The organism is Maribacter zhoushanensis (genome assembly GCF_029350975.1).
In the GTDB taxonomy this organism is placed as follows: domain Bacteria; phylum Bacteroidota; class Bacteroidia; order Flavobacteriales; family Flavobacteriaceae; genus Maribacter; species Maribacter zhoushanensis.
The window spans coordinates 231,661-256,721 of sequence record NZ_JARKMR010000003.1 but is presented as its reverse complement, the minus strand read 5'-3'; the positions used below and the strand labels follow the sequence as shown (position 1 = coordinate 256,721).

Annotated in this window: 28 protein-coding genes; 16 read left to right on the top strand and 12 right to left on the bottom strand. The window is 34.9% G+C overall.

All coding sequences use genetic code 11. The features are described from left to right. Window positions 1-55 precede the first annotated feature (55 nt). The gene (locus PXD56_RS11600) at window positions 56-916 is read right to left on the bottom strand and encodes a UbiA family prenyltransferase (protein WP_276493510.1); all 861 of its coding nucleotides are present in this window, start codon (window positions 914-916) and stop codon (window positions 56-58) included. 114 nt (window positions 917-1,030) lie between these two features. Between PXD56_RS11600 and PXD56_RS11595 the strand changes: the two genes are divergently transcribed. From PXD56_RS11595 to PXD56_RS11565, 7 genes are all read left to right on the top strand, one after another. Further along, entirely contained in the window at window positions 1,031-2,905 is a 1,875-nt protein-coding gene (locus PXD56_RS11595) for a T9SS type B sorting domain-containing protein (protein WP_276493509.1), read from the top strand. A 34-nt stretch (window positions 2,906-2,939) separates the two neighbouring features. Then, window positions 2,940-4,070, top strand: coding sequence for a mycothiol transferase (locus tag PXD56_RS11590; protein WP_276493508.1), 1,131 nt, complete (start codon window positions 2,940-2,942; stop codon window positions 4,068-4,070). Window positions 4,071-4,113: 43 nt separating this feature from the next. Further along, window positions 4,114-4,992 carry a cell division protein FtsX gene (locus PXD56_RS11585; protein WP_276493507.1) on the top strand — a complete coding sequence of 293 codons (879 nt, stop codon included), beginning with the start codon at window positions 4,114-4,116 and terminating at the stop codon, window positions 4,990-4,992. Window positions 4,993-5,001: 9 nt separating this feature from the next. Next, complete coding sequence (locus PXD56_RS11580) at window positions 5,002-5,265, top strand: DUF3098 domain-containing protein (RefSeq protein WP_036157077.1); 264 nt, start codon at window positions 5,002-5,004, stop codon at window positions 5,263-5,265. Then, window positions 5,266-6,063 carry an undecaprenyl-diphosphate phosphatase gene (locus tag PXD56_RS11575; RefSeq protein WP_276493506.1) on the top strand — a complete coding sequence of 266 codons (798 nt, stop codon included), beginning with the start codon at window positions 5,266-5,268 and terminating at the stop codon, window positions 6,061-6,063. A gap of 21 nt (window positions 6,064-6,084) precedes the next feature. Continuing rightward, complete coding sequence (gene truB / locus PXD56_RS11570) at window positions 6,085-6,798, top strand: tRNA pseudouridine(55) synthase TruB (protein WP_276493505.1); 714 nt, start codon at window positions 6,085-6,087, stop codon at window positions 6,796-6,798. A gap of 64 nt (window positions 6,799-6,862) precedes the next feature. Beyond that, window positions 6,863-7,591: a hypothetical protein gene (locus PXD56_RS11565; protein ID WP_276493504.1), complete on the top strand. Its 729-nt coding sequence runs from the start codon at window positions 6,863-6,865 to the stop codon at window positions 7,589-7,591. A gap of 27 nt (window positions 7,592-7,618) precedes the next feature. Here PXD56_RS11565 and PXD56_RS11560 read toward each other — a convergent pair whose 3' ends face one another. From PXD56_RS11560 to PXD56_RS11540, 5 genes are read right to left on the bottom strand one after another with little or no spacing between them, the layout of a single operon-like run. After that, window positions 7,619-8,233: a thioredoxin family protein gene (locus PXD56_RS11560; protein ID WP_276493503.1), complete on the bottom strand. Its 615-nt coding sequence runs from the start codon at window positions 8,231-8,233 to the stop codon at window positions 7,619-7,621. A gap of 58 nt (window positions 8,234-8,291) precedes the next feature. After that, window positions 8,292-9,695 (bottom strand): TolC family protein, encoded by a 1,404-nt coding sequence (locus PXD56_RS11555; protein ID WP_276493502.1) that lies wholly within the window; start codon window positions 9,693-9,695, stop codon window positions 8,292-8,294. A 2-nt stretch (window positions 9,696-9,697) separates the two neighbouring features. Next, window positions 9,698-11,050, bottom strand: a complete 1,353-nt coding sequence (locus PXD56_RS11550; protein WP_276493501.1) for an HlyD family secretion protein — start codon at window positions 11,048-11,050, stop codon at window positions 9,698-9,700. After that, window positions 11,043-12,725 (bottom strand): peptidase domain-containing ABC transporter, encoded by a 1,683-nt coding sequence (locus PXD56_RS11545; RefSeq protein WP_276493500.1) that lies wholly within the window; start codon window positions 12,723-12,725, stop codon window positions 11,043-11,045. The genes PXD56_RS11550 and PXD56_RS11545 overlap by 8 nt, the downstream gene beginning before the upstream one ends. Next, the gene (locus tag PXD56_RS11540; protein WP_276493499.1) at window positions 12,718-13,404 is read right to left on the bottom strand and encodes a TetR/AcrR family transcriptional regulator; all 687 of its coding nucleotides are present in this window, start codon (window positions 13,402-13,404) and stop codon (window positions 12,718-12,720) included. Before PXD56_RS11540 ends, PXD56_RS11545 begins: the two co-directional genes overlap by 8 nt. A 214-nt stretch (window positions 13,405-13,618) precedes the next feature. On the opposite strand from PXD56_RS11540, the gene cutA reads away from it, so the two are divergent. Further along, the gene (cutA, locus tag PXD56_RS11535) at window positions 13,619-13,936 is read left to right on the top strand and encodes a divalent cation tolerance protein CutA (protein ID WP_276493498.1); all 318 of its coding nucleotides are present in this window, start codon (window positions 13,619-13,621) and stop codon (window positions 13,934-13,936) included. A gap of 5 nt (window positions 13,937-13,941) precedes the next feature. On the opposite strand, the gene PXD56_RS11530 is transcribed toward cutA, so the two are convergent. Beyond that, window positions 13,942-14,865, bottom strand: coding sequence for a LysR family transcriptional regulator (locus PXD56_RS11530; RefSeq protein ID WP_276493497.1), 924 nt, complete (start codon window positions 14,863-14,865; stop codon window positions 13,942-13,944). Between the two features lie 97 nt (window positions 14,866-14,962). Between PXD56_RS11530 and PXD56_RS11525 the strand changes: the two genes are divergently transcribed. The 5 genes from PXD56_RS11525 to PXD56_RS11505 all read left to right on the top strand — a co-directional run bounded on the left by PXD56_RS11525 (window position 14,963) and on the right by PXD56_RS11505 (window position 18,414). After that, window positions 14,963-15,277, top strand: coding sequence for a hypothetical protein (locus PXD56_RS11525; protein ID WP_276493496.1), 315 nt, complete (start codon window positions 14,963-14,965; stop codon window positions 15,275-15,277). 293 nt (window positions 15,278-15,570) lie between these two features. Further along, on the top strand, window positions 15,571-16,533 hold the full coding sequence (locus PXD56_RS11520; RefSeq protein ID WP_276493495.1) for a sodium-dependent bicarbonate transport family permease: 963 nt from the start codon (window positions 15,571-15,573) through the stop codon (window positions 16,531-16,533). 35 nt (window positions 16,534-16,568) lie between these two features. Then, complete coding sequence (locus PXD56_RS11515) at window positions 16,569-17,132, top strand: DNA-3-methyladenine glycosylase I (protein ID WP_276493494.1); 564 nt, start codon at window positions 16,569-16,571, stop codon at window positions 17,130-17,132. Window positions 17,133-17,153: 21 nt separating this feature from the next. Then, entirely contained in the window at window positions 17,154-17,741 is a 588-nt protein-coding gene (locus tag PXD56_RS11510) for a hypothetical protein (RefSeq protein WP_276493493.1), read from the top strand. Further along, window positions 17,722-18,414 carry a DUF2490 domain-containing protein gene (locus tag PXD56_RS11505; RefSeq protein WP_276493492.1) on the top strand — a complete coding sequence of 231 codons (693 nt, stop codon included), beginning with the start codon at window positions 17,722-17,724 and terminating at the stop codon, window positions 18,412-18,414. The genes PXD56_RS11510 and PXD56_RS11505 overlap by 20 nt, the downstream gene beginning before the upstream one ends. On the opposite strand, the gene aat is transcribed toward PXD56_RS11505, so the two are convergent. Beyond that, complete coding sequence (gene aat, locus PXD56_RS11500; RefSeq protein ID WP_276493491.1) at window positions 18,406-19,038, bottom strand: leucyl/phenylalanyl-tRNA--protein transferase; 633 nt, start codon at window positions 19,036-19,038, stop codon at window positions 18,406-18,408. The genes PXD56_RS11505 and aat overlap by 9 nt on opposite strands. A gap of 133 nt (window positions 19,039-19,171) precedes the next feature. Further along, entirely contained in the window at window positions 19,172-19,549 is a 378-nt protein-coding gene (locus PXD56_RS11495) for a DUF3127 domain-containing protein (RefSeq protein ID WP_276493490.1), read from the bottom strand. Between the two features lie 126 nt (window positions 19,550-19,675). On the opposite strand from PXD56_RS11495, the gene PXD56_RS11490 reads away from it, so the two are divergent. Together PXD56_RS11490 and PXD56_RS11485 are read left to right on the top strand one after the other, a co-directional pair. Further along, window positions 19,676-20,824 carry a sensor histidine kinase gene (locus tag PXD56_RS11490; protein ID WP_276493489.1) on the top strand — a complete coding sequence of 383 codons (1,149 nt, stop codon included), beginning with the start codon at window positions 19,676-19,678 and terminating at the stop codon, window positions 20,822-20,824. A gap of 2 nt (window positions 20,825-20,826) precedes the next feature. Further along, window positions 20,827-21,183 carry a hypothetical protein gene (locus PXD56_RS11485; RefSeq protein ID WP_276493488.1) on the top strand — a complete coding sequence of 119 codons (357 nt, stop codon included), beginning with the start codon at window positions 20,827-20,829 and terminating at the stop codon, window positions 21,181-21,183. On the opposite strand, the gene PXD56_RS11480 is transcribed toward PXD56_RS11485, so the two are convergent. Next, window positions 21,170-21,562, bottom strand: a complete 393-nt coding sequence (locus PXD56_RS11480; RefSeq protein ID WP_276493487.1) for an HIT family protein — start codon at window positions 21,560-21,562, stop codon at window positions 21,170-21,172. The two genes, PXD56_RS11485 and PXD56_RS11480, sit on opposite strands and share 14 nt — an antisense overlap. A 77-nt stretch (window positions 21,563-21,639) precedes the next feature. Beyond that, window positions 21,640-22,116 (bottom strand): transcription elongation factor GreA, encoded by a 477-nt coding sequence (gene greA / locus PXD56_RS11475; protein ID WP_276493486.1) that lies wholly within the window; start codon window positions 22,114-22,116, stop codon window positions 21,640-21,642. Window positions 22,117-22,249: 133 nt separating this feature from the next. On the opposite strand from greA, the gene PXD56_RS11470 reads away from it, so the two are divergent. After that, window positions 22,250-22,687 (top strand): Rieske (2Fe-2S) protein, encoded by a 438-nt coding sequence (locus PXD56_RS11470; protein ID WP_276493485.1) that lies wholly within the window; start codon window positions 22,250-22,252, stop codon window positions 22,685-22,687. 133 nt (window positions 22,688-22,820) lie between these two features. On the opposite strand, the gene PXD56_RS11465 is transcribed toward PXD56_RS11470, so the two are convergent. Continuing rightward, entirely contained in the window at window positions 22,821-24,983 is a 2,163-nt protein-coding gene (locus PXD56_RS11465) for a TonB-dependent receptor (RefSeq protein WP_276493484.1), read from the bottom strand. Between the last annotated feature and the right edge of the window lie 78 nt (window positions 24,984-25,061).

Sequence of the window (25,061 nt, the reverse complement as noted above, 5' to 3'; positions counted from 1 at the left end):
AAAATAGGTTTATTCTGCTAAAGGGAAAAGTTTAAACCAATTGATAACTATAGACCTAAGCCATTATCAATTTACCGCTATACAGCACCCAAAGCATTGAAGCCAATGCCGATATGTTAATTAGGTAACCAAACAATTTCATCTGTGGCAGCGTATACGCCCTACCTTTAAAAATTACAAAAATATCTAACACCATAAACGCTGAGAAAAGACCAAGAAAAGAAGCTAAAACGATGTCTTGAAACCAGTACCAAACCAAAACAGATTCGCACACCAAAATCAAAAGCATCAACAATTTTGAGTTTTTACGCCCAACCAAGGTTGCGGTGGTTCTTTTTCCAGAAGCCAAATCTGGCTCTATATCCATTATTTCGCCAGCAATATGTGCCTGAAAAGCAAACAATGATAAATACACCAATGTCTGCCATGGTAGCGTTTCTAGGTTATTAAGCTCCGTTGAGAAGAATACGGTTACTACATAACCTACCTGAATTAGAATTTCAAACGGTGGTCGCTCTTTTATTCTAAACGGCTTAAAATTATAGAGAATGTTTACGACTACCATAAACAATAACAGTAAGAACATTTTAAATCCGGATATAAAGGTGAACGCAATTACAAATACCGTTGTGAGTATGGTAATTTTAGTTAGCACACCTTTAAGTTGCAACTTTGAAGCCTTTGCACCAAACAGAAAATTTCCTTTTCTATCATTTACCGCATCTGCACTAACATCATTAAAATCATTTAGACCGTAGACCAAATAGTTTAAGGGAAAGGTGACAAAAAATAGTCCGAGCCAAAAATTAAAAGACTGCCAGTAATCAACCTGATTGGCAAAAGGAACTAAATAAATCCAGATAGTAGGAAACCAAAGTCCGGGTCTGGATATTTTTAAATCCAATACATTTAACATACAATAGGGTTAAGTTCTCATTATCGTAAAAATACCATTCTTAGCACCGTAACATGATCAAAGCTAAACTATAACTATCTATCTTTTTAAAAAGTATATCTTTAACCTTAGATTATGAGGTGCCCCAAACTTTTTTTACTCTCCATAGTATTCACCTGCTGTAGCATAGCTACACTGCAGGCACAACTTGGATTTTGCGGTGGAAATTCCGGTGACCCCATTTTTATTGAAGATTTTGGGTCTGGCACCACCGACGGACCGGCGCTATCAGCCGGTACCACTTCATATCAATTTACTACGGGCACACCCAATGATGGCGATTATACCATATCTAGCACCACAAACTATTTTGATTGGCTATCACTACAAGACCATACACCAGGGGATACTAACGGAAAAGCATTTATTGTAAACGCCAGCTTTACAGCCGGGCAGTTCTATCAAAGAGAGGTAAGTGGCCTATGTGAGAATACCACTTATGAATTTTCATCATGGTTAATAAACTTACAGCCTGCAGGTAGCTGTGAAGGCAATAGTATACCTGTAAATGTACGCTTTCAAATTTGGGATGGAACAGACACCAATATGCTTGCCCAGGGTGATACGGGCAGTATACCAGGAACAGGTACTACCGTATGGGAACAATATGCCTTGGTTTTTAAAACCGAACCAGGACAAACATCGGTCATACTCAAAATGAGAAACAACAGTAATGGAGGTTGCGGAAACGATTTGGCCATAGACGATATCCTATTTCGTTCTTGCGGCGACAATGTCACCATTTCTACCGCTGCTAATGAAGCTAGCTTGGTTGTTTGTGAAGACCAAGGCGGAGTATCAAGAACGCTTACCGCAACACCAGATTCTTCTGTTTTTAGTTCTCATGCGTACCAATGGCAACAGAGCACGGATCAACAAACATGGACAGATATACCCGGTGAAAACAGTGCTATTCTAAACACACCTTCAGTTACCACAACTACTTACTTTAGAACAAAAATAGCAGAGGATATTGTTAATGTAAATAATGATTTATGTAATGTAGTTTCCGATGTATTCGATATTACCGTATTACCCATTCCGCCTGCTCCAACCAGTAATGGAGATGTTGAAATTTGCGAAGGTGAAGTAGGAATTTTATCAATGAACACCCCATCGGCATACTCCATAAATTGGTATGACGCCCCTATTGGTGGAAATTTAGTCTTATCGAATGATCGTAGATTAGAAGTTGACGATGCAGGTACTTATTATGCCGAAGCTAATGCAACAGAAATTGAATGTGCATCTACCACAAGAACAGCAGTCAGCTTAATCGTTAATCCATTACCGATAATACCTGACGACGCTAGTGTTTTTCTATGTGAAGATTCTTTTATCACCTTAGATGCCGATGTGGAAAATGTCACCTACCAATGGTCTACCGGCGCAACAACGCAACTTATAGATGTTACCCAACCTGGTGAATACGATGTTATCGTCACCAACACAAATGGATGCTCAGCTACAAGAAGCTTTACGGTTGAACAGATAGATTTACCACGAATTGATACTATTAGATCTGACGGACCATCAATAGTAGTTTCAACTTCAAACAATGGAAATTTTGAATATTCTTTAGACGGAATTACGTTTCAACCCAGTAATGTTTTTGAGACTGCTGACGGAGGATTATATACTATTTACGTACGAGATAATACAGATTGCGGTGTGGTAACCGAAGAGTTTTATCATTTGGTCATTCAAAAATTCTTCACACCTAACGGAGATACTATCAATGATTTGTTTCAACCTGACGGATTAGAGGTGTTTAGCACTGTTACGATTTCAATTTTTGACCGCTACGGGAAGCTCTTAAAATTCGGAAATACAAATTCCACATCTTGGGATGGCACTTTTCAAGGTGAACGATTGCCAGAAGATGATTATTGGTACCTTATTGAGGCTGATTCGGAGCAATTTAAGGGTCACTTTAGCTTAAAACGTTAGTATAAACTTTCTATCTTAGAAGAAAATTTAAGTAATGAGAACCAAACTTATAGCAACAATTCTTATCCTATCAACTGCGACATTAATCGCACAAAAAGAAATATCACGTGATTGGACCTCCTTTGCTCAAAATATTACAATTACAACTGACCAAAAAATTAAGTTTAGGGTAACAGCATCCGCTAAAACTATTACTGATGAGGATAGTAGTTGGTCTGGTCTTTGGGCAAGAGCAGATACAAAAGATGGAGAAAATGGCTTTTTTGATAATATGGGTGATCGCCCTATTCTTTCTAATGAATGGAAAACATATACCATTGAAGGTGAAATAGACAAAAATGCAAAAGCATTAGTTTTTGGAGGACTATGTAGTGGCAATGGAAAATTCTTTTATGACAATTTTATTGTTGAAACAGAAAAGCCAGATGGTTCATTTGAAAAATTGGATATTAAAAACCCAAGTTTTGAACAAACTTTAACCGAAAGCGGGATTTCTGGTTGGTCCAATGGGATAAGCGAGGAGAACCCAGTTAAAATAAAAGAGTTCACTTTTACAAACACCGATGATACCGCTGACGGGAAAAATGCCATTATAATAGTTGGGGAAGGGGTAGTAGAAGATAAATCGAACCTTATAGGACCTATTGAAGGATTTACACCACAAATAGGCACTTTAGTTACCATGCTAGACAACTTAAGCATTAGAATAGAAAAGCAAATGAGCTCCCTAGATGTTAGGGAATTAGATCACATCATGGATAAAGAAGCAAATTCTATAGGGGCACTTATCATGCACTTGATCGCTACCGAAGTATATTACCAAAACTTAACTTTTGATGAAATGGAATATGATGAGGAAGACACTAAACAGTTAGATATAGCAATGGCTCTTGGAGAGGGTGCACGTAACAGTATTAACGGAAAAGAAGCTAGTTACTATTTTAATCTATGGAAAAAAGTTAGAGCAAAAACTAAAGAAAATTTCAAAGCTAGAGATGATGCTTGGTTAGCAGAAGTTTACCCAGGATCAAACATTAACAATCACTTTTCATGGTTTCATGTAATGGAACATCAATCAAGCCATCTTGGTCAAATGCTTTTATTAAGAAAAAGAATTCCGCCAGCTCCTAAACCTTTAACGCTTCCTAAACTAAATAAAAACTAAAGTATAAGGTTACTTTGTTATTTTTACAGAGAATTTTAAGTTTATGGCAAACTCCTTCGAAAATTATCAAAGACGCAAACTCATCTCCTCCTATTTTTCTGTGGTGCTAAGTATTGCATTAGTCTTATTTCTATTGGGCATTTTAGGTTTACTGGTTTTGAACACTAAAAAAATGGCAGATCGTTCTAAAGAACAAATAACCATTTCTGTCTTTCTAAAAGAAAATACCAAAGAAATTGAAGTTGAACAGCTTCAAAAGACTTTGGCTATGTCTGAATACACCAAATCTTCTACCTATGTATCTAAAGAAGAAGCAGCCAAGCAACACAGTGAAGATATTGGCGAAGATTTTGTTGATTATTTAGGATACAATCCGCTTAAAAATTCCATAGACGTAAAGTTAAATGCCGATTTTGTTACTGCTGAAAAAGTTGAAGAAATTGCCGACACCCTCTCAGAAAAGACCTTCGTAGACGAGGTTAGCTATGATAGAGTTCTGGTAAGCATGGTCGCCAAGAGCGTAGAACAAATAGGATTTTGGATTTTGGTTGCCAGTGCCATATTTACTTTTATTGCCGTGTTATTAATCAATAGCTCTATACGATTATCTATTTATTCTAAACGATTTATCATTAAAACCATGCAAATGGTTGGGGCTACAAAGACCTTTATCAGAAGACCATTTATATGGCAAAACATTAAACTTGGTATGATCGGTGCCGCTATTGCCTTATTGGCTATTGGCGGTGTTGTGTATTATGTAAATACTAATTTTCAAGATTTAGGATTATTTGATGAACCTTATATTTTGGTTATTTTATTTGTTAGCGTTTTTCTATTGGGAATACTTATTTCGTTCATTAGCACCTATTTCGCGACCCAACGCTTCTTAAATCTTAGAACGGACGAATTATATTATTAAATTTGCGGCATGAGTAAAAACAACAAAGTGGAACAGCATTCTAAACAAGAATTTATTTTTCAGAAGAAAAATTACATGTTCATGTTTATTGGTCTTGCCTGTATTGCAATAGGTTTTATCTTAATGAGCGGTGGTGGTAGTGACGACCCCAACGTTTTTAATCCTGAAATCTATAATTTTAGAAGAATAAGACTTGCACCAACTTTAGTGCTTATTGGCTTAGGTATAGAAATTTATGCCATTTTATTGAACCCACACAAAAAGAAAGATTAATTGGATACTTTAGACGCTATTATTCTCGGTATTATTCAAGGATTAACCGAGTTTTTACCTGTTTCATCAAGTGGACATTTAGAACTGGGTAAAGCCATTTTAGGAGATAATTCTGTACAAGAAGAAAGTTTATTATTTACCGTAGTACTTCACTTTGCTACTGCGTTAAGTACCATTGTTGTTTTTAGAAAAGACATTTGGGAAATTTTAAGTGGTTTGCTTCAGTTTAAATGGAACGAGGAAAGTCAGTTTTCCGCTAAAATTATCATCTCAATGTTACCGGCCGTATTTGTAGGCTTATTTTTTGAAGAACAGTTAGAAGCATTTTTTGGAGGCAACATTAGATTTGTTGGTTTCATGTTAATCATTACAGCAGTACTTTTATATTTTGCCGATAAAGCGAAAGACACTGATAAGAAAGTAAGTTTTGGTAATGCCTTTATTGTAGGTATTTCTCAAGCAATTGCCATGCTACCAGGAATTTCACGAAGTGGAGCTACAATTTCTACCTCTGTGCTGTTAGGTGTAGATAAATCAAAAGCTGCAAGATTTTCTTTCTTAATGGTCGTTCCACTAATATTCGGTAAAATTGCCAAAGACCTAATGAGCGGAGATTTAACTTTTGACGGAGAAAATAATGTAGCCATGGGCGCCGGTTTTATTGCAGCCTTTGTTGCCGGTCTTGCCGCTTGTACTTGGATGATCAAACTCGTTCGCAAAAGCAAGCTATCCTATTTTGCCATCTACTGTCTTGTTGTAGGATTGATAGCCGTTATATACGGATTCACTAATCCGTAGTTCTAAAAAACACCCAAATTCATGAAAGATTTGACCAAAGAAGACTATTTAAACGGTCAGGTATTATTGATTGATAAACCACTAGAATGGTCCTCTTTTCAGGCGGTCAATAAATTGAAATGGGCTATAAGAAAGAAATTCAGTTTAAAGAAATTTAAAATAGGACATGCAGGTACGTTAGACCCACTAGCTACGGGACTTCTTATTATCTGTACTGGAAAATTCACTAAGAAAATCACGGAATACCAAGGGCAGGAAAAAGAATATACAGGTGTTTTCACCTTAGGGGCAACAACGCCTTCATATGACCTTGAAACAGAAATAAATGAAACCTTCAGCACAGATCATATTACAACAGAGCTTATAACAGCCACCACCAATGAATTCATAGGTGACATAGAACAAGCGCCACCTGTATTTTCAGCACTTAAAAAAGATGGAAAGCGGTTGTATGAATTGGCACGGGAAGGTAAAACAGTAGATATACCAAAGCGCAAAGTTAATGTAAGCACTTTTGAAATTACAGCTGTTGAAGGATTGAATGTTCACTTTAGAATTGCATGTAGCAAAGGAACTTATATAAGGTCTATGGCACATGATTTTGGTAAAGCACTTAAATCTGGAGCGCATTTAACAGCATTAAGAAGAACCAAAATAGGTGATTTTAACGTAGATAATGCTCAAGACCCTTTGGTTTTTGCCAATATCTTGTTAGATACAGAAGAAAGCAGGTAACAAACAATTGATTACCATTTATCGATCTTCTAAAATATTTTGGTATTATTAAGGTTATATACCCATGAATCTGAACAGAAAACAATTATCATTACTTGCCACTGTCTTTAGCATGTCTATTGTAGTGTTGGTATTGTATAATATTCAGTTTGGTAGTCAAGAAGAATCTAAAGAAGATTATGTTGTTGAAATGGTTATTGATCCTGAGGTTCTAGAAGAAATCTTAAAAGAGGAAGAACCACAAGAGGAACAAGTAGAATCTGACCCTATTAAAAGTCATTTAGCCTTTAACGAAACTGCGAAGCCCAGTTATGGCAATCCAGAACCACTACAAACACTAGAGGAGTTAATGGCAGAGCGCAATGAAATGAGCGATGGCGACCCAACAGAAAATATGATTTCTGATGACGGTTATTCCGCAAGAGTTAAAGCTCTGGCAAAAAAACGAGAAGAAAAAAAACAACTTCTAGGAGAAAAGGAAGCTCAAAAGAAAGAATTCACCAACAACCTGGCCGCAAGGAGAACTTCTGTTTCTTACTCTTTAGTTGACAGAAACAACTATAAGTTACCACCACCAATATACACGTGTATAGAAGGCGGTAAAGTGGTCATTAATATTGAGGTAAATGCTTTAGGCTATGTTACCGAAGCAGATTATAATGCCAAAAGCTCAGGCACTTCTAACGGATGCCTTGTTGATAACGCCATCAACTATGCGTTAAAAGCAAGATTTAATTCTTCTACCAAAGATTCTCAAAAAGGAACGATCACTTATTTATTTCAAGGGAAGTAATCTAATACAAGATAAAAAGCCCTGTTTTTATACCAGACTATCCAGCGACTGTAGTAAGTCTTCTAAAATACTTTGACCTTTATCTTTATTGTAAAACATTTGAAGGTCCTGTTTAAACTCAGGGGTTAACTTACCATGCTCTGTCTTATAATCTTCAACCAATTTTGTTGCTTTTGCCGATCTTGGTCCCCAAGTGGCAACTACGGTACTATTATCCTCTTCAACAGCAATTAATTTAGGAATAGACCTGCCTCCGTTAGTTAAAAACTGATCCATCACCTCTAAATTATCATCGCGAAGAATTATAGATAAAGAAATATTAGGATTAAGCTCTGCAATCTTGTTCATAACAGGTAATGCAGGTGATGCATCACCACACCAGCTTTCAGAGAATACCAACCATGAAATTTTCTTGTCTATAGATTTAATTTTAGCCACAGCTTCATCACTAAACTTTAAGGTTTTATCCCATCTACGCATACGGCTATTGTTTAACTGCGTGTATTGTGTTAAAGCTTCTGACTGTTCAGGACCACTTGCTTCTCCTTTTTCAGCTAAATCAGCCACCAAAGTCCTGTATTCAGCATAACTAAAACCGGTTTGTAATCCCTTTTTTATTAAATCATCTATCACTAATTCCATGCGCTTACTATTTTACAATCTCTAATTGAACGATTTAGTAGTAATAAAAGTACAATGCTTACAAATTTTCAGGATTCACCGCCAGACTATTAAATAGCTTAGCCTTTGCCGTAAAATATTTATTTTCCACTTGGTTTTGCTTCAGCACCGCATCTATCAATTTACTTTCCCTAGAATTGATCAGGAAAAGTGAGCTTTCGCCAAAACTGAATTTTCGTTCTTCAGCAGCTAACAGCGCTTCATAACTAGACACAATATCATCTATTAGAACATTCTGATTCTGAAAAGAATCTAACTCGTTATAAATAGCAGTTATTTTATTCTGAATCTGCACCTCAGCATTATCAAGCTCAAATTGAGCATCTTTTAACTTCAGTTTTGCCAATTTTAAATCGCCACGCTCTTTTCTCAAAAATAAGGGGAGTTCAAAATTTAAACCAGCTTTATAATTTTGTGTTTCAAATGAGTTTAAATATCTGGGCTCATCTGTAATGAACTTATACTCCACATCAATTCTAGGTAAAAGCTTATTCGTTTTTAAACGCTTATCAACTACTAAACCATCAATTTTATAACCTAGTGATTTTAGCTTTGGATGATTCTCTAACACAAAACTATCTAACGGTTTTCCTAAGATTTCCAGAGCTTGGTCAATTTCAGCATCTAAAGAAGTGTCTGGAACAACTTGCGATTGTAGTTCCATAGGAATGTTTTCACCCATCCATAGGTAATTAGAAAGTTCTAATCTGGCATTACGCAAAACTACATTGGCCTGCTCTTTTTCTAACGCCCTATTCTGAACCGCAATCTTTGCCTCAACAGTATCTATGGCGGCAATTTCACCTGCTTGTGCGCTACGGTTAACACCCTTTAGCCTTACTTTGGCATTCAATAAAAAATCATTGAACAACAAACTATTTCTGTACGCCTGTAACCAATTAAAATATGCCAATGAGGCATCGAACAATACTTGATTGACCAATAAATCTCTATCTGCCTTAGATTGCTCCCTAAAAAATTTTGCTTTTTTAACGGTAGCCATTCTTTCATTGATCCAAGAGCCACGACCTAAAGAAAGAGCCACGCCGGCACTATATAAACCGTCATCTGGCACGTTTCTTTCCGCATTTAAATACTCGCCAGAATACTGCTCAAATTCACCCTTTAATTCTATACCATACCAAGTAGGAACCTTAAAGGTAGAATTCAATAAATCATAATACTCTGATCCTTTAAATTCCTTTGTAGCATAGTCTACCGCAATTTTAGGGTCAAAACCACCACGTGCCTTCATCAGATTTGCCTGACCAACGCTCATCACCATTTCTGCCTGTTTGGCCACCGGGTGATACTTTTTAACGTAACCCAAATATTCCCTGAAATTTAGCTGTACAGAATCTACAGTTTGGGCACTCACCACTAACCCAAATAATAGATAGAAAAAGATAATAATTCTTTTCATTCTTATTTTTTTACAGGTTTATCTTGAGCCCCTTCCGGTTGATAGTAATTGGCAGGAAAACCATTAAGTTGACGCCATAGTTCATACCAGATTGGCACATCTTCTAACAGGGCTATGGTATTTGCACCAGACCCAACACGTAAAGCTTCTGGCCATGCTTGATCATCTTTATCCGGCGACAGCAATATTCTGTATTTTCCATTAGGGTTTATAAAGGTTTCTATAGCCACTACTTTACCCGCATATGTACCGTAAGATGCATTTGGCCAACCACTAAAAACAATTGCAGGCCAACCATCAAACTGTATTCGTACGCTTTCCCCTAAATGGATCAAGGGTAAATCTATAGGATCTACAAACGTTTCAACCGCCATATCGTAATCAGCCGGCATAATACCCACTAACGGGGTACCTTCTTTAAAAGTTTCACCTATACCTGCAGTAAGCACTTTATTGATGTAACCGTTTTGTGGCGCCCGAATATAACGAAGCTGGCTTCGCATTTGGTAATTGGTATAATCATTCTCTAATTTACTAACCTGTGCCTCTGAATCAAATTGATTGGACATTGCGGTAAACTTATCGCTCTGCGCCTTTGAAATCTTATCTGTATACGAAGCCTGCACCCTATTGATTTCTACTTCAGCATTTATAATCTCATTCTTAGCAGCCAATAATTTGTTTTCTTGAGAGAGTAATTTTGCTTGTGTCTCTTGAAGCTTTAAACGTTTTGCCTCAACATCTGTCACTGCCTTTAAACCTTCGCTTTGTAACTGAGCGGTACGCTCGTATTGACGCTCCGCAATTTGAATATTTGTCTTTGCAGCCTCAAAATCTATACTATCACTTTGTGCCTTTAGTTTTGCCTGCATCAATTTATTTTTGGCTTGCTCTAACTTTAATCGCCTTTCATTGAATAAGGCCGCTACTTGATTATCTAAAGATTTCACCTTATCCTCATAAGAGGTTACAGAAGATGCTTTTGACTTTAATTGCTGCCCTGTTCTTTCTACCAAATCTGGATCAAAATACTCTGATTTTACTTCAGATATAAATAGTATGGTGTCTCCCTTTTTTACATAATCACCCTCTTGTACATACCATTCTTCTATTCTACCCGGAATTTGAGATTGAATAGTTTGTGGTCTTTGGCCTGGGGTAAGGGTGGTTAAGAAGCCTCTTGCGTTAATAGTCTGTGTCCAAGGCAAAAACAAAACGATAACCCCTACTACTGCAAATGCAAATAGAAATCTATTAAAATGCTTGTAATGCCTTTGATGGTTTACTTTTTGAACCGACTTAAATCGCTCAATTGAAACCTTTTGATTTAGTTTGTTATGAGATATATTAAGCATCTTTTCCTGCGATTTCGTTAATAATCTGTCCTTTGTCCATGGTTATGATCCGTGAACATTTTTTAATCCACTTATCATTTTCACTTACTACCAATAATGCCCAACCATTAGATGGATCACTTAAAAAGTTAAGAATTCTATCTGCTTCTTCATTATTGAATTGATCCAATGGGTCTTTTAAAATTAAAAGTGTTGGCTTACGAACAATACTTCTTGCCAGAACAATCTTTTTTGAAACCGTATACGGAATTTGTTTTCCTTCTGGATAGAGAACCGTATTGAGCCCATCTGGTTGTTGCTTAACAAAATCTGTAAGTCCTACTTTATCTAACGCCCAATACACCTGCTCATTTGTAGTTTCTTTATCTCCAAAAGTGATGTTGTGCAGAATAGTACCCTCAAAAGGTGATTCTTCTGGCAGAGATTGACCAAGGTGAGAACGGTAATAATTTAAATTCATCCCTTTTAGAGATACACCGTTTACATAAACACCACCACTATCCGGTTGAATGATTCCTGCGATAAGTCTCAACAAAGTATTCTTACCAGATCCACTATTTCCTCTTAAAAGAATTGTACATGTAGGTGATATGGTTAAACTTAAATTAGAAATAATCTTTCTTTTTGGATCAGGTACACTATAAGAAATATTACTTAACTCTACAGTAAATGCCTGGTTTTCAATAAATGGTTTTTCTCCTTCTTGAATTTCTAATTCCTTATCTACCACTTGTCCCATTTTCTCTAACGATGTCAATAAATCATAAAATGTCTCTAGACCAACAATTAGTTTTTCCACAGAATTAATCACCAAAAGAATGATAATCTCGGCCGCTACAAATTGCCCAATATTCATTTCTTGATTCAACACCAACAAACCACCAATTAGTAGAAGCCCGGCCGTTACCAAAACTTTAAAGCCAATCATTTGAATAAACTGCAATACAATTACTCTAAAATGACTTTCTCTTGCATTCAAATATTCAATCACTAAAGTGTCGTTCTTATCTAAAGCGTGAGAGGTTTTACCCGATAATTTGAAACTTACTATTGAACGTGCAATCTCTTGTAACCAGTGCGCTACCTTATATTTACTCTTAGACTCATCTAAACTGGTATCTAAACCACGTTGAGCAGTAAATTTAAATACTACATAAATTAATAGAAGTAAAAGCATGCCGTAAACAATGAAAAATGGGTGATAAAAAGATAATAGCAATAACCCAAAAACAATCTGTAACAGTGCAGCAGGGAAATCTATTAAAACCTTTGATAAAGATTTCTGAATGGTCAAGGTATCAAAAAACCTATTCGCCAATTCTGGTGGATAGTAATTATGAAGTTCACTCATTTTAATCTTTGGGAAACGATAAGCAAACTCAAACGAAGCTCTTGTAAATATCTTTTGCTGTACGTTTTCAATAATTCGTATTTGCATTAATTGTAGTATACCTACAAACGCAACACCAATGGTTACCCCTATTACCAATACAATCCATGATGTACTTATCTGAGCGCCTTGCATTAAATTGATGATCGCCTGTATACCTAAAGGCAACGAAAGGTTAACAACACCTGCAAAGATGGCATAGTAAAATACCTGAAATATATCTTTCTTGTCCAATTTCAAAAGACCCAGAAAACGTTGCCAGGCGGTTAGTATATTTTTATTCATCTATGGTGTTGTTTAGGGTGTTAAACACAAGGTGTGTCAAATACTGTGTAGGCGTTATTTTATTGGTACAATCTGTTAGTGACGGAAAATGTTCTTTTAAATAATGTTGATGTAAACCGTTTTCTAATATAGTACTGGCTAAACTAGTAGGGTATTCATAGGTAGCATCTACCTCTATAATCATTTCTGCCAACCTGCCTACCAATCTCTTATAAATTGCATAGAACCCTTCTTTGTTCTCTGCATCTACCTCTTTGGTCAAATAAGATTTTGAATATTCGTTTATGACAATATTGTTCAATAATATTTCATTGATATGAGAAAAATCCGAATCTTCTTTAGTTGTCTTAGTCATAATAAATATGGCTTTTAATAACTTCTCTTTAGGATTTTTAATGCTGTTGGTAGCAAAAACCAATTGATACTCCATCCAACCCCAATACCATGATGTTAGATATAACAATAACTTGTGTTTGTTTTCAAAATAACGATAAATAGAGCTTTCATTAGACCCTATTTGAACACCAAGCTTCTTAAAGGTAAAACTTTCAAAGCCTATATCATTGATCAATTGAATACTAAATTCAATAATCTTTTTACCAAGCCCAGAAGACTCCGGATCTTTCACGTAAAGCTTCTCATTGATTCTTATTTGAACCCCTTGTAATAGCTTATCCATATTATTTTAATTAAGTCGATTGCAAATATAATAGTATTACTATCATATCTTAATAGTTTAACATTAATTTATAATAGTAACACCTTTTTGACAGCCCTTACATTCGTATTTTACGAACTAAAAACTCTCATTACCCCCGTACTATTTACTTTGCAACATGAAAATAAAAATTGGGTTTTATTTTAAATAATCGAAATCAATAGAATTTATACATATGGTTTTAGCACGTATAATTGTCAAGACAAAAAAACAGGCAGAAGAAATTGCGAGACTACTTTTAACTCAAAAATTAATATATAGCGCCAACATCATAAGCAATAAAGCTTTCAATAAAAATGAAGAGAACGGAGAGATCACTTTTGAGAAGAAAACGATCATAGAAGGAAAAACAAAAGCGCTATTATTTACTACGATCAACAAGGTATTAAGGCAAAAGTATTTTGAAAACATGCCATTGATCTATGCCGTTCCCATTATTTACATGAATGATGAACAAATTCAATTACTACGAGATCAAACAGCAAAAAATTAAAAAACTCAGTAAGCATCTATCCAACTAAAATTATCTTCAATTACTTGATTTTTTTCTTCCTCCAAATATTCTAAAAATGCCAAAGCGGTGGGTGATAACTTTTTTGATTTAAGCCAAATTAAATTCCATTTGGTTTCTATAGGCAGACCCTTGATCGGTATAATTTGCACGTCTTTATTTTTGAGTTCATTCTTTAGCCCAATTATAGGCATTATCGAAAAACCCAGACCTGCAATTACCGCCTGCTTTACGGCCTCATTAGAGGTAAGTTCAATTTTTTTACGAACCTCGAATTTGTTCTTAGTTATAAAATTTTCCATTGCGGCCCTTGTTGCAGAGCCAGCCTCTCTATAAATTAATGGTGATTGCTCAAATATTTTCTTTCTAGAAAGGGTTTTGCTCCCCAATCCATTTTTACCGGCAATTAGATATAATTTATTTTGCATAAGCTCTACACGTTCCACCTTCAGCTTTTTAGGTAAAACGGACACCATGGCGAAATCTACCGTATTCAATTCTAAACTTTCTATTACTTGAGATTTATTGGTAACATCGATTACTAAATCAACACCCTTGTTCTGGTGTGAAAAATTTGAAATCATATACGGCATTACATACTTTCCGGTAGATACTACAGAAAATTTCAATTTACCCACCAACTCTCCTTTATAGGATAGAATCTTATAATTAATAGCATCTACTTCTTGGAGTATTCTTTTGGCGACCACTGCAATTTCCTTACCAAAATCAGTTACATAAAGCTTTCGCCCTACAACTTCTGTTAAAGGAATAGAAAACTGATCTTGAAAATTTTTTAACTGAATAGACACTGCTGGCTGTGTTAGATATAACTCTTCAGAAGCCTTTGTAATGCTTTCACTTTCAGATATTTGCAGGAATATCTTTAATTGATGCAATGTATAATTCATAAAATATTTTTATGTATGACATAATAAATATAAATAAAATTAAATGAATAAAAAATATAAGATTTGCACCCGAATCAAATTCTATAAACTAAATATTATGAACGCAGAAGTTAAAGACGAAGTCAAAAAAACTATCAAAAAACAGAACATTCAACTCGTAGATGGTGAGTTTACAGTTTCTGAGGCTAATGATATCGTAAAGAACCTCATCAATGAAAAAATAAACTTTCACAAATTACAACGCCTATCTCTTTGCGAAGGTTTTTCAAAATCAAACACAGAATTTCCTGACAGTAGAATAGGTCAACTTCAAAATGACAAGAAAATCTCAAATGAGTTTTTTAGAGATCAATTTGGTAAAAACGTAACGGTTACAATTAACGGTGTACTAGAAATAACCATAAACGAATAGTCTTAATTTCTTTCTTAAAAAAAACATTATGTTTAAAAAAGTAAGTCTACCCTTGTTAGCCACCATTCTATTTATGGGAACCCTTATCCTACTTTCCTACAAAAACAATGGGCTGTTTTTAACCCAAATCTTAGTTTCTTGTAGTATAATCACTTTAATATTATTCATTAAGACCAGGGTGAACGAAAACTGAACGCCCTGTAATAATATTCAATCTTTCTTTTAGAAAAGGGAGTTATGTTATGACATTTAGATCAAGTAACTCCCTTTAACCTTTTTACAAATAAACTTTTATGGATTTACATTTACTGTTAGATAATCTGACCAACCCGGCCCTGCTCTTTTTCTTCTTAGGGGTAATTGCCGTTCAATTAAAAAGTGATTTAGAAATTCCGCCAAATTCATCAAAGTTCATTTCCCTTTATTTAATGTTTTCTATTGGCTTTAAAGGTGGTCTAGAACTTTCGCATAGCAATCTCGACATAGAAATTCTATGGTCTTTGTTATTCGGTGTTTTCTTGGCTTTGTTCGTACCATTCTACACTTATTTTATTTTAAGAAGAAAATTCAGTGTCGCAAACTCTGGTGCTATAGCCGCATCATATGGTTCAGTAAGTGCTGTAACTTTTGTCACCGCTGTATCATTTTTAGAAATGGAACAGATAGATTTTGGCGGTCATATGGTCGCGGTAATGGCACTTATGGAAGCACCTTCTATTATTATCGGCGTACTGTTGATGTCTTATTTTCAAAAAAACAAAGAAAACAAAATTTTTCTACCCAACGTAGTAAGGCATTCTTTAACAAACGGTAGTGTACTTCTAATAATCGGTAGTTTAATTATCGGTTTTTTGGCCAGTGATCAACATGCCAGAGGCATAGAACCGTTTACTACAGATATTTTCAAAGGCTTTTTAGCAGTTTTCCTTTTAGATATGGGTATTACCAGCGGTAAAAAACTGGCTGATTTTATTAAAAAAGGATGGTTTGCTTTTATTTTCGCTATAGTAATACCTCTTATAAACGGTAGTATCGTCGCTATGGTCAGCACCATTTTTACCGAAAGTGTAGGAAATAGATTTTTATTTGCCATCTTAGCGGCAAGTGCTTCTTATATAGCCGTGCCTGCAGCTATGCGGTTAGCAGCACCTAAAGCAAATCCCAGCTTATATTTACCTATGGCCTTGGCAATTACATTTCCGTTCAACATTACTTTGGGTATGCCCTTGTATTTATGTATTGTTACTTGGTTTTAGTTTGAACAGAACTCAATTAATAGTACTTTTATTTTATGGAGAAAAACAGGTGCGGCTGGTGCAAGGGTGATACGCTTTACGAAGCATATCATGATCAAGAATGGGGCGTTCCCGTTAAGGATGACGGTCTCCTTTTTGAATTTTTAGTATTAGAAACCTTTCAAGCTGGGTTAAGCTGGATTACCATTTTAAAAAGAAGAGAGAATTTCAGAGTTGCATTTGACCATTTTGATTACAAGAAAATTGCCAAATACCCTGAAACTAAAATCTTGTCTTTACTGCAGGATGAAGGAATTATCAGAAACAAATTAAAAGTTCGTGCTACGGTTACCAATGCAATAGCATATCAAGAAATTCAAAAAGAGTTTGGCAGTTTTAGCAGTTATATTTGGAAATTTGTGAACAACGTACCTATTAAGAATGCAGTAGTAAATTACAAAGAGGCTCCAGCAAATACGCCTATATCTGATGCTATTAGCAAAGATTTAAAAAAACGCGGATTTAAATTTGTAGGGAGCACAATCATTTATGCATTCATGCAGGCCACTGGTATGGTAAACGATCATCAAGTAGATTGTTTTAGGTACAATCAAGTATAATATGAACCCATTACAACTCTTATGAAAAATCATTTTATAAAAATAACTTTAATCGCTTGCCTATTCTGTTTTCAGTTTGGTCATTCTCAATACAAATACGAGAGGGAACATCGTATTCTTAAATCTCAGTTTCCTGCTTTGGCAATAGCGACCATTGATGAAAATGTAGCAGATTTTAAGCGTATTAAATTCTACAAAGAGACAGATAGCACTAAAATTAGTTATGAGGCAAAACTTAAAAAAGACAAGCTTTGGTACAGTATAGAATTTAATGAAGAAGGCATATTGGAAGATATAGAAATACTTATTAAATCTACAGATATACCCAATGACACCTATGACAAAATAGTGGGTTATTTGAACAATAATTTCACCAAATATAAAATAAAGAGGCTTCAACAGCAATATCCTTCAAATAAAGAACAAGCAGAAGAAATTTTCAAAAATGCATTTCAAAATCTTATTCTACCTGCTAACAATTATGAAATAGTTATTGTTGGCAAAAAAGATGAAGGCTATTTAGATTATGAAATTCTATTTGATGCTGATGGAAATTTTAAAAATATAAGAACTTCTCTTCCTCCAAATTATGATCACGTACTGTATTAAAGTTCGGTTCATTATAGTCTTACTATTGTTAGGCGCCCATTATGCTCGTTCACAAAATAATACGACTGCCTATTGGGAACCTGAAGTTGCTTTAAACTATAGAGTAACCCCATTATTGAAGCAGAATTTTTCATTATCAAATAGAAATTATACGTATCATAACAACAAAGCACAGCTAAACATACGACAAATAGAGATTGCTCATTTTTCTTCTTTGACCATAGACCCTTATAAGAGTATAGGTCTAGGTGTTCAATATAGATTTAGGGAAGCTTTTGAAAATAATAAGGAAAATGAACTTAGGCTAACCCAACAATTCAATATTACCAAAAAAGTGAATAGTGCTCGTTTTGGAAACCGATTTAGAATAGAGCAACGCATTCAACCTTCTAACGTTGTGCATCGTTTTAGATATCGTTTTGCAATAGATTTTCCATTAAAAGGTTTAAAAATGGATATTGGTGAACCTTATTTAGTAGCTACTACAGAATCTTTACTGAGTGTAGGTAAAAGTATAAGGCCTATGTATGACCAACGACTAACCTCACAAATTGGATGGTCTATATCGCAACACCTAAAAGCGCAATTAGGGGTGCAATTTAGAATGGAAAATTATACAGAAAGCACAGAGCACGTTTTCTTTTTCTTGAACAGTCTGGTCATATCAATCTAAAAACTTCATGAATTCTTGTCTCGATATTTCGTGAGCACCCATACTCTCTAAATGGTCAGTGTGCAATTGGCAATCTATAACCTTATACTCTTTAGCCTGTAATTCTTCCGCTAGCTTAATAAACGCAAATTTAGATGCATTAGATGTTAAGCTAAACATACTTTCACCGCAAAAAACATTACCTAGATCAACTCCATATAAACCACCTACCAAAGTATCGCCTTCCCAAACTTCATATGATTTTGCAATACCTCTCTCATGTAATTCTATGTATGCATTTTTCATATCCTGAGTAATCCAAGTGCCTTCTTGACCTTCACGAGGTACAGATGAACAATATTCTAGCACTTCTCTAAAACACGTGTTTTTTGTTAATCGAAACTGATCGTTACTAATAACCTTTCTCATGCTTTTTGAGATTTTTATTTGATTAGGATAAAGAATCATTCTAGGATCAGGACTCCACCATAAAATTATTGAATCATTATCAAACCACGGGAATATGCCGCTCTGGTATGCTAATAGCAATCGTTCTGGAGATAGATCACCACCAACCGCCAACAAGCCTTCTACATTGGCACTCTCTACTGATGGAAAAATAAGTTCATCGGTCAAAAAATACATGACTAATTAAGGCTTTTAAATTTTCGTTCAAAATAATTAAAGGTCATAAAACAAAAAAACTTGTTTAACTATTTAAAGCTAAACAAGTTTATTATTATAAAGACTTATCGTCTTAAATAACTATTTGCAATTTTTAGAAAGGAAGATCATCATGATCCTCTTCGTTTAAATTATCTGCAGGCTCAAAAGCTTCCATTGGTGCAACCGGTGGCATACCTGCTGCTGGAGCTCCTTGCGATGCACCTTCTATTCTCCATCCTTGAATAGAGTTAAAATACTTTACCTGACCCTGAGGATTTGTCCACTCTCTTCCTCTTAAGTTAATACTCACTTTTACATCTTGACCTACACCGTAGCTGTTCAATAAATCACATTTATCTTGAACAAACTCTACCATAATATGTTGTGGATACTGCTCATCTGTAGTAACTACCAATTCTCTTTTTCTAAAGCCATTAGACCCAAAAGTTTGGGTTTCTCCTATCAATTTTACTTTACCTTCTATTTCCATCTTGAACTCTTTTTACAATAGAGTTCAAAAATACATAAAATGATGTTGTTATAAAACACGGTACAACGATTACAACACAACAATTATTCACAATTAGGGTTATCTTTAGTATTAGATAACTATTGGATGAACTTTATTCCTAAAAACAAAATTTCCAACATTTTTCTATTGATAGGCTCGTTTGTAGTAGTGAGTCTTATCTTATGGAATACCAATAGCTTTTTTAAACAATTTAAAGAAGAAGAACGCCTTAAAATGGAGATTTGGGCAACCGCTCAATCAGAGTTTCTACAATCTTCTGAAACCGTAGATTTAGGTAGCTTACACTTAAAGGTTTTTCAAAACAACACCTCTACCCCAATGATTCTTATTAATAAGGATAAATCTATTAGGGTAAATAATTTTCCGCCCAACAAGTCTAAAGACTCTGTTTATATACAAAGCCAACTCAGAAAATTTAAGGACGAAAACACACCTATATCTATTGATCAACAAGGTGAGCATTTAGCGACATTATATTACGGTAATTCTGATGTATTAACCAAGTTGAAATTTTATCCTATTGCGCTACTTCTTATTATTTTTCTTTTTGCTGCAGTTATCTATTTTCTGTTCAGAACCAATAAAGCCTCTGAACAAAATAAATTATGGGCAGGTATGGCCAAAGAAACCGCGCACCAAATAGGTACCCCACTCTCTTCTCTTTTAGGCTGGAACGAACTTTTAAAATCTGAAGCGATCAACCCTAGTATTACCAAAGAAATAGAAAAGGATATTGACAGATTACAAACTATTACAGAACGTTTTTCTAAAATTGGCTCGCTACCTAAACTTGTTGAAAGTGATATTGTAAAAGAAACACAAGATGCATTTGAATACTTAAAGCGTAGAAGCTCTAAACTCATACATTTTTCTTTTAGTACAAAAATTGACCACCTGCCAGTTATGCTAAACAGTTCTTTATACAATTGGACGATAGAAAACTTGGTCAAAAACGGAATTGATGCCATGAGAGGCAAGGGTAGTATTGCCATAGAAATTGTCCAGGACAACAAATTTGTCAACATTTTAATAGCCGATACCGGGCACGGTATTTCTAAAAGCAACTATAATAGTATCTTTACACCCGGCTTTACCTCAAAAAAAAGAGGCTGGGGCTTAGGTCTTTCTTTAGTTAAGCGAATTGTGGAGGAATATCACGATGGAAAAATAAAGGTGTTATCATCTGGCAAAGAAGGAACTATAATGCAAATTTCTTTAAAAGTGTCTCACTAATTATGGCGAAGGAAAAATTAGAAGTTATTAAGGAAGCCAAACTGACGAATAACTGCCCTGAGTGTTTTAATCAAGATTTAAACCTTACTTTTTATCAAAAACATACTTACGGGATCTTCTTTCATAAAATTACAGGTGAATTAAGCAATAAATTGGTCTGTAATACCTGCCATTCTACAATTTACCCAGTAACCTGGACAGATGATATTGAACGCATGTTCAATTACTATCAAAAAACCGCAATACCTACTAAAAAATCATCTAAACCAACATTACTTTTCTATAGCCTTATTTTGGTTCTAATAGCTTTGGTAGCCGGTGCAGTATACTTATTTATTTCTGGAGCTATTCAACTTTAGAACCAATTGATTCGGCTAGTTCAATAAACTCTTCATCACTTAATTTTACCTTATGTTGAAAAGTAGCATCTTTCATTTCGTTTAACGGGATTAAATGAACATGAACATGTGGTACTTCTAAACCGATGACCGACATACCTACTCGTTTACAATTAACCGTTTTTTCTAAAGCTAAACCTACTTTTCTTGAAAAGGACATTAACCCTAAATAGGTTTCTTCATCCAAATCTAAAATCTTGTTCACCTCTTTTTTAGGTATACAAAGCGTATGCCCTTTTGCATTAGGATTGATGTCTAAAAAAGCCAAGAAATTTTCATCTTCAGCTACTTTGTAACATGGAATTTCACCATTAATAATTTTCGTAAAAATTGTCGGCATAGTAATTCGTATTTAATGGTAATAAAAAAATCCTACCCTTATGAAAAGGATAGGATTAAATATAGTTATTTAAAATTTTAAGCTCTTGTAATTTCAAGAATTTCAAATTTAATAGCTCCACTTGGCACAACTATTTCAGCAGTATCACCAACCTTTTTACCTAGAAGACCTTTACCTATTGGTGAATTCACAGAGATTTTACCTGTTTTTAAATCTGCCTCACTTTCAGCGACCAATTTATAAGACATTTCCATGCCGTTATTTTGATTTTTAAGCTTTACCGTAGAAAGCACCAACACCTTTGAAGTGTCTAATTGAGACTCGTCAATTAAACGTGCATTTGCTACTGTATTTTCCATCTTTGAAATTTTCATCTCTAAGAGTCCCTGTGCTTCTTTTGCGGCATCATATTCAGCATTTTCTGACAAATCTCCTTTGTCTCTTGCTTCTGCGATTGCTTGAGACGCTTTTGGACGCTCCACATCACGTAAATGATTTAGCTCTGCTTTAAGATTCTTTAACCCCTCTGCAGTATAGTATGATATATTACTCATAACTTCCTCGTTTTATAAATAAACAAATCCTCTGCAATTGCCTATTAATTCGGCTTTTTAAGCGAGGATTTAACACAAATATACATAATTTTTACGCACATTTGCTGAAGTTTTTTAAAACTAAATTTTAAGCATGATGAAGAGATTAACCATCGTAATTATATTGATTATCACTGCTTGTAGCAATGATGGCACAAACAGAAATCCGTTTTTACAGGAAATCGGTTTTCGTTTTGAAGCTAATTTGAACCTGCCTTCTTACAGTCCTCTTACAAATACAGGTAGCGCTATCTATATACCAAGTGATCTTGCTGGTACCAGAGGTGTTTTTGTCATAAACTCTGGATTTGATCAATTTAGAGCTTTTGAAGGTAGCTGCCCAAATCATGCTCCAAATGATTGCTCAACAATGGAACTTGACGGTCAAATTGCTATTTGCTCCTGTGAAGATTATCAATATAGCCTATTTACCGGTCAACTATTGAATAGACCCGATGATGAAAATCGTTATTATGACATGCTAGAATATCGTGCAGTTTTAAGTGGTGGCAGCGTAATTATATCCAATTAAGAACTTTAACATAGTTTCTATTTTTATCTCCCATATAAATTAAAACAACTAGGGTGCAACCTTTTGCAAAGCTACACCCTAGCTGAAAACTTATATTTCTAATATTGAAAAACCTAATTAACTTTTCTGAGCATTAGAAATTTACCGTTGCCCCTAATAAGAAATTAGTGCCCGCCTGTGGATAATAGCCTTGTACTTCAAAAGAATTACCGGGTGTAGACCAGCTATCTACATAAGTGTAACCGTTAGATACGTATTTTTCATTAAAAATGTTATTCACCAAACCAGAGAATACAATAGATTTTACTACGTTATTCATTTCAATTTCATAGGTGATATTGAAATCGTTCGTGAAATAAGAATCTAATTTAGATGCCTCGGTATCTGTGTTACTTAAATATTGCTCTCCAACAAATTTTGAGTACAACGAAAGACTTAAAGCATCGCAAGGCATATAACTAAGGATATTACCCGCTACCAAACCTGGTGAAAATGCAATATTTGTATCTCCTAAACCTTGTAATAGACCATCTCTATCAATAAAGAAATCTTTGTTCTTATTATCACTGATAGCAACATTAGGCCTTACATTAAATTTGTCTCCCAATTTAATATTTGCATCTACTTCTAAACCAAAACGGTAACTATCACCAACATTCTCTCTCAATGGTGCACCTACATCATTTAATTCTCCTGTAACCACTAATTGATCCTTATATTTCATGTAGTAAAGATTTGTATTCACCTGTACATCTGCAGATACGTACCTCCATCCCAATTCAAAATCGTTCAATTTCTCTGGCTTAGGGTTTCCATTTTCATAATCATTCCTATTTGGTTCTCTATTGGCAACTGCATATGATAAATAGAAATTGTTATTTGCATTTAAATCGAATGTTACGCCCGCCTTAGGGTTGAAGAAGTTAAAAGTATCATCTACCAAACCTGTTTCATCACCATTTGCTTTGTAACCTACCGTTCTATATTGTAAATCTCCATATAACGACCATTGGTCAGTTAATTGATAATTTGCTTTTGTATAGAGGTTAAAATCTGTTTTAGATGAACTATCATCATAGTAACGATCTCTATAACTACTGTTACTTGCATATCTAGCCCAAATTACCTCACCAAAATGATCACCTTCATACTTATTAAGACCACCACCAATTATTAAATCTAGTTTGTCTTTCTTATAATTTGCAGAAAAAACGGTTCCGTAGAAATCATTATCCAACCAGCGTCTTCTAATAAGGTCAGTAGAATTCACTTCTGCTCCATCAACTATTAAAGGCTCAAAACCATAGGTAGAAAAATCATCGTCTTCTCTATATTGCTCAAAAAACCCTCTACCTCTGGTATAGTGCAATGCAATATTGGTACTCCAAAAATCAGATATCTGCTCATTCCACAGTAACTGAGCATGATCCTGCTTGTAATTATCAACCTCATTATTATGAAATTGAGTATTACCGTTTAAATCTGTATAAATACCTGAAGGATTAAAAGTTCTGTTATCTTGTAATGTCTGAGCGTCTATACCATACCATGCTTGGTACGTAACCTCATGACCACCAAACATCAATGCTTTAATCAAGGTATTATCATCTTTATAAGCTGCTTGCAAAAAATAAGATTCCAAATCAGATCTAGCTCTGTCTATATATCCGTCAGATTTTATTTTAGACAATCTTCCCGAAATTTCAATATGGTCATTTAAAAGACCCGTGCTAAATTTTATATTATTTCTTAAGGTACTATAGCTGCCTATAGAAGAGGATATTTGTGCATATGCATCTTGTGAGAATCCGTCTGTCAATACATTTAAACTTGCCCCAAAAGCACCTGCACCATTTGTTGACGTACCTACCCCACGCTGTAATTGCAAGCTTTCTGTTGAAGAAGCAAAATCTGGCATATTTACCCAAAACGTACCTTGAGATTCGGCATCGTTGTAAGGTATACCGTTTATGGTCACATTGACTCGTGTAGCATCACTACCCCTTACTCGAAGACCAGTGTACCCTACACCTGCACCCGCATCTGTAGTAGTTACCACAGATGGTAAAAAATTCATTAAAACGGGAATATCCTGACCCAAATTTCTAGGTTTAATATCCTCTTTTGTAAGATTTGAAAATGTAACCGGAGATTCTTTGGTTACCCTAATTGCCGAGACGAATACCTCGTCCAATACCACTTTTTTACCCTCTAAAGAGTCAGTTTCCTGTTCTTGGGCACAGACACCCATACTTAGCGCTAAAAACGCCGCAATTGTGAAAATAGATAGTTTCATTCGTAAAATAAATACGAATAAAAGGGGCTATTATTCTAAAATTAAAATTGATTTTTGAGCAACTAAGCTCCATTTCCA

What these genes read in the sequence shown, in the direction of transcription:
- PXD56_RS11600 (WP_276493510.1), bottom strand. Translation starts at nt 916, where the DNA reads ATGTTAAATGTATTGGATTTAAAAATATCCAGACCCGGACTTTGGTTT.
- PXD56_RS11595 (WP_276493509.1), top strand. Translation starts at nt 1,031, where the DNA reads ATGAGGTGCCCCAAACTTTTTTTACTCTCCATAGTATTCACCTGCTGT.
- PXD56_RS11590 (WP_276493508.1), top strand. Translation starts at nt 2,940, where the DNA reads ATGAGAACCAAACTTATAGCAACAATTCTTATCCTATCAACTGCGACA.
- PXD56_RS11585 (WP_276493507.1), top strand. Translation starts at nt 4,114, where the DNA reads ATGGCAAACTCCTTCGAAAATTATCAAAGACGCAAACTCATCTCCTCC.
- PXD56_RS11580 (WP_036157077.1), top strand. Translation starts at nt 5,002, where the DNA reads ATGAGTAAAAACAACAAAGTGGAACAGCATTCTAAACAAGAATTTATT.
- truB (WP_276493505.1), top strand. Translation starts at nt 6,085, where the DNA reads ATGAAAGATTTGACCAAAGAAGACTATTTAAACGGTCAGGTATTATTG.
- PXD56_RS11565 (WP_276493504.1), top strand. Translation starts at nt 6,863, where the DNA reads ATGAATCTGAACAGAAAACAATTATCATTACTTGCCACTGTCTTTAGC.
- PXD56_RS11560 (WP_276493503.1), bottom strand. Translation starts at nt 8,233, where the DNA reads ATGGAATTAGTGATAGATGATTTAATAAAAAAGGGATTACAAACCGGT.
- PXD56_RS11555 (WP_276493502.1), bottom strand. Translation starts at nt 9,695, where the DNA reads ATGAAAAGAATTATTATCTTTTTCTATCTATTATTTGGGTTAGTGGTG.
- PXD56_RS11550 (WP_276493501.1), bottom strand. Translation starts at nt 11,050, where the DNA reads ATGCTTAATATATCTCATAACAAACTAAATCAAAAGGTTTCAATTGAG.
- PXD56_RS11545 (WP_276493500.1), bottom strand. Translation starts at nt 12,725, where the DNA reads ATGAATAAAAATATACTAACCGCCTGGCAACGTTTTCTGGGTCTTTTG.
- PXD56_RS11540 (WP_276493499.1), bottom strand. Translation starts at nt 13,404, where the DNA reads ATGGATAAGCTATTACAAGGGGTTCAAATAAGAATCAATGAGAAGCTT.
- cutA (WP_276493498.1), top strand. Translation starts at nt 13,619, where the DNA reads ATGGTTTTAGCACGTATAATTGTCAAGACAAAAAAACAGGCAGAAGAA.
- PXD56_RS11530 (WP_276493497.1), bottom strand. Translation starts at nt 14,865, where the DNA reads ATGAATTATACATTGCATCAATTAAAGATATTCCTGCAAATATCTGAA.
- PXD56_RS11525 (WP_276493496.1), top strand. Translation starts at nt 14,963, where the DNA reads ATGAACGCAGAAGTTAAAGACGAAGTCAAAAAAACTATCAAAAAACAG.
- PXD56_RS11520 (WP_276493495.1), top strand. Translation starts at nt 15,571, where the DNA reads ATGGATTTACATTTACTGTTAGATAATCTGACCAACCCGGCCCTGCTC.
- PXD56_RS11515 (WP_276493494.1), top strand. Translation starts at nt 16,569, where the DNA reads ATGGAGAAAAACAGGTGCGGCTGGTGCAAGGGTGATACGCTTTACGAA.
- PXD56_RS11510 (WP_276493493.1), top strand. Translation starts at nt 17,154, where the DNA reads ATGAAAAATCATTTTATAAAAATAACTTTAATCGCTTGCCTATTCTGT.
- PXD56_RS11505 (WP_276493492.1), top strand. Translation starts at nt 17,722, where the DNA reads ATGATCACGTACTGTATTAAAGTTCGGTTCATTATAGTCTTACTATTG.
- aat (WP_276493491.1), bottom strand. Translation starts at nt 19,038, where the DNA reads ATGTATTTTTTGACCGATGAACTTATTTTTCCATCAGTAGAGAGTGCC.
- PXD56_RS11495 (WP_276493490.1), bottom strand. Translation starts at nt 19,549, where the DNA reads ATGGAAATAGAAGGTAAAGTAAAATTGATAGGAGAAACCCAAACTTTT.
- PXD56_RS11490 (WP_276493489.1), top strand. Translation starts at nt 19,676, where the DNA reads ATGAACTTTATTCCTAAAAACAAAATTTCCAACATTTTTCTATTGATA.
- PXD56_RS11485 (WP_276493488.1), top strand. Translation starts at nt 20,827, where the DNA reads ATGGCGAAGGAAAAATTAGAAGTTATTAAGGAAGCCAAACTGACGAAT.
- PXD56_RS11480 (WP_276493487.1), bottom strand. Translation starts at nt 21,562, where the DNA reads ATGCCGACAATTTTTACGAAAATTATTAATGGTGAAATTCCATGTTAC.
- greA (WP_276493486.1), bottom strand. Translation starts at nt 22,116, where the DNA reads ATGAGTAATATATCATACTATACTGCAGAGGGGTTAAAGAATCTTAAA.
- PXD56_RS11470 (WP_276493485.1), top strand. Translation starts at nt 22,250, where the DNA reads ATGATGAAGAGATTAACCATCGTAATTATATTGATTATCACTGCTTGT.
- PXD56_RS11465 (WP_276493484.1), bottom strand. Translation starts at nt 24,983, where the DNA reads ATGAAACTATCTATTTTCACAATTGCGGCGTTTTTAGCGCTAAGTATG.